Source organism: Thioalkalivibrio sp., from assembly GCF_007692535.1.
Taxonomy (GTDB): Bacteria; Pseudomonadota; Gammaproteobacteria; order Ectothiorhodospirales; family Ectothiorhodospiraceae; genus Thioalkalivibrio.
Genome location: NZ_REBW01000015.1, coordinates 1 through 3256, shown reverse-complemented (window position 1 = coordinate 3256; position 3256 = coordinate 1). Strand labels below are relative to the sequence as shown.

Genomic DNA, 3256 nt, shown 5'->3' with positions numbered 1-3256 from the left:
AGGTCGGGTTAGCCCAAAGGGCGTAACCCGACGGGTCTCGCGCCCAGCCATGGCCGCAAAGCAGCGTCGTCCGCGGCACCCGACCCGTCGGGTTACGCTACGCTAACCCGACCTACAGAACTGGCAAAGTCTCAGTCGCAGGTTCCAACGGAGCCGGTCTCGCAGATCCTGCCGTCTGTCCAGATGGCGCGGTCCAGGATCGCGCCGTCGAGGCGGGCTTCGGTGAGATCGGCGCCGATCACGTTCACATAGCTGAGATCCGCATCTACCAGATCGGCGCGCGCGAGGACCGCGCCCTGCAGTGTGGCGCCGGTCAGGACCGCCCCGCGCAGGTCGGCGTCGTCGAGGCGCGTCCGGCGCAGGTCGGCATAGCTCAGGTCGGCGCCCCGCAACCGGGCGCCGTCCAGACGCGTCTCGAGGAAGTCGGTGTTGCGAAGGTTGGCCCGACTCAGATCCACCCCGCGCAGGTCGAGGCTGACCATGCGGCAGTAACTCCAGTTCACCTCGGGTGCCGCCGGCAGGTGGCATTCGGGCAGGGTGCCTGGCTCGACACCGTCCATGGACCAGACCAGCAGGATCACGGCCAAAAGAACCGCGGCTCCGGCCCCCACCCAGGGGATCGGGCCGCGCATGGCCGCATCCAGCGACTTCCGCGGACGCGCGAGCCACTCGGCCCGCTGTCGCCGATGCCGGATCAACGCCTCCGGTTCGGGTTGGCGCCGTTCCCCAACCCGCAGATCCTGCACCTCCGGGGGCACGGGACCGTTGCCGCGCCGCTCGCGCAGGCGCTCATCCTCGCGCAGCCGCGCCTGCAGCAGTCGCTCGCGGGCTTCCGCCGTGTCGCGCTGCTGCAGTTCCTCGGGGATCAGCCTGGGGTATTCGCGCACGGGCTGCCAATTCTCCCGATCCGGGCTGATCTCGTCGTCGAGGGTCAGTCTTCCCAGCAGCAGGAACCGGGAGATCAGGCCGCTGGGGTGCGGGCCACGTACCACGCCATCCTTTCGCGTAAACCACAACTCGTGTTCTCTGTCCTTGTCCATGGTCTCGCGTGTCGCCGGGTTCATCGGGAAGTCCGCATCACAGTGTAGCCGTTCAACGTCGATTCTCGGGGCCAAATGCGAGCAGGCCGAACACGAGCCAGCCGAGCATGAGGACCGTGCAGCCGACGAGCACGGGCAGGGCGCCGAAGTGGAAGATCAACGGCAGGGACATGGCCGTGAACAGCCCGCCGCCCACCACGGGCTCGAACAGCAGCTGCTTGTAGCCGAAGCTCTCCATGGTGCCGGTACGGTTGTCCGGATCGGCCATGCGGACAAGCAGCAAACCGATGACGGTCATCCCGATGCCCTGGCCGAAATTGGCCAGGCCCATCGGGAACCAGTCCCTGGGGAAGATGCGCGGCGCCAGCACCAGAAATCCGAACAGGTTCCAGGCGATCCCCGCCGCCGCCAGGATCAGGAAGGGCCCGATGTACGCCCCGACCGCCTGCAGCGAGAGCGTGGCGAGCGCGGTGACGATCAGCACGTCGAGCGCCGCACCGGAAACGCGATTGATCAACCGCCGGTCCAGTGCTCGCGCGTGCCCGAGGCGCATCAAGGCCACCTGCACCAGCACCCCGCCGATCATCGCCAGCGGGAACAGAGGGATGTGGACCATCAGGGCGACGCCGTCGTCACCGGCGTTCCAGGTGACCGACTCGACCCAGATCAACCCCTGCAGGATCAGCCAGCCGATCGCGATGGCGAGCGCGAAGAAGCCCAGGTGTACGGACAGCGGATCGATGGAGCGGGTCGAGGACAGTCGCGGTGCCTTCTCACGCTCGTCGTGCTCGGCCATGCGCTCGGTGTCGATCTCCCGGGCCGCCTCGATCTCCAGGCGCCCGGTACGCACGCCCCAGTTCACCAGCGCCGTCCCGAGCAGCACACCGGCGACCACGCCGACGGTGGCGAGCCCCAGGGCCAGGTCTGCGCCATTCTCGAAGCCCAGTTCACGGAAGGTGTCGGCGAGGCCTGCCGCGGTGCCGTGTCCGCCCTCGAAACCGATCTCGATCAGCGCACCGGACATGGGACTGATGCCGAACATCGGGGTGAGCAGGAGCAGGGCGAGGGTCAGGCCGACGACGTACTGACCCCAGGCGAGCGTCTGGCCGTGCGCGACCATGGGGCCGGCGCGGCGCCAGATCGCGCGGGGCGCGGGGATGATCTTGCCCAGGAACAGACCGGCAAAGACGACGCTGATCAGCAGGCCCGGCAGGCCGGACCAGATCTCCAGCGTGGATTCCGGGAAGAGGCCGGCCGCCAGCGCCGCCTCATCGCCCAGGACGAGTTCTGCCAGCGTTCCCAGGCCTTGCGGCCCGAGCAGCAATGCCAGCGCGCCGCCAAGGATCGCGCTGGGCAGGAACAGGCGCCCGAATACGGCGACGTTCACCCGCAGCCACTTGCCCGCCAGCATCAGCAGACCGAGCAGGATCATGGCCACGAAGAGTTGATCGAGGTTCATTGTAAAGACCTCCCTGGTCCATGGGATACCCGGCGCGCTTACCGTCCCCGGGTCGCTGAAACGGGACGGTGGGTACCCTGTTGGCTTTGAGCAAGGGTAACGGCCCGGGCAACCCGGGTCGAGCGATCGGTTCCCCTATGGAGTGCGGGAGCTTGCTCCCGCTGTGCCCTTCGCCGCGACCCGTCCGAAAGCGGGAGCAAGCTCCCGCACTCCACGAGGGCTGCACCCGTGTTGGACGAGCGGACCTCCGAGTCTGTGTCGTAGGGCGTCCCCGCGAACACGCGCTAACTGTCATGGCCCTGCGCCACGCCTGACGATGAAAAGGCGCGCAACGGGAGCAAACTGTAGGTCGGGTTAGCCCAACGGGCGTAACCCGACGGGCCTTGCACCCACCCATGGCCGCAAAGCAGCGTCTTCCCCGGCACCCCGGCACCCCGGCACGTCGGGTTACGCTGCGCTAACCCGACCTACAAAACTGGGACGTGACTTTCACGCTATCCAAGCAGGGCGTAAAGCATCAGGCCGACCAGGATCAGCCCAAGGGCGTTCACCACCACTCCATACGCGCGGCCTGCATGGAGCAGGCCGGGCTTGACCGGCTCAGCTTCGAGTTCGGCCAGCTTGCCCTCGCGCTCGAGCCTCTCGTACTCATCAGCACGTTCCGTGCGCAGTTCCTTCTCGGTGACGTACCCCGTGAACATGACCGTGTCCATCGGGAATTTCTCCGCGCGCAGATTGTTGTGGAACAGGTGGATGG

At 67.3% G+C, this 3256-nt stretch carries 2 protein-coding genes and 1 pseudogene; all 3 read right to left on the bottom strand.

The window, feature by feature from the left end:
* Positions 1-131: 131 nt before the first annotated feature.
* Positions 132-1064: a pentapeptide repeat-containing protein gene (locus EA346_RS00220; protein ID WP_296754134.1), complete on the bottom strand. Its 933-nt coding sequence runs from the start codon at positions 1062-1064 to the stop codon at positions 132-134.
* 28 nt (positions 1065-1092) lie between these two features.
* Positions 1093-2499, bottom strand: coding sequence for a sodium/glutamate symporter (locus EA346_RS00215; protein WP_296754132.1), 1407 nt, complete (start codon positions 2497-2499; stop codon positions 1093-1095).
* A gap of 494 nt (positions 2500-2993) precedes the next feature.
* A pseudogene (locus EA346_RS00210) lies at positions 2994-3256 on the bottom strand (cytochrome C); the annotation flags it as partial.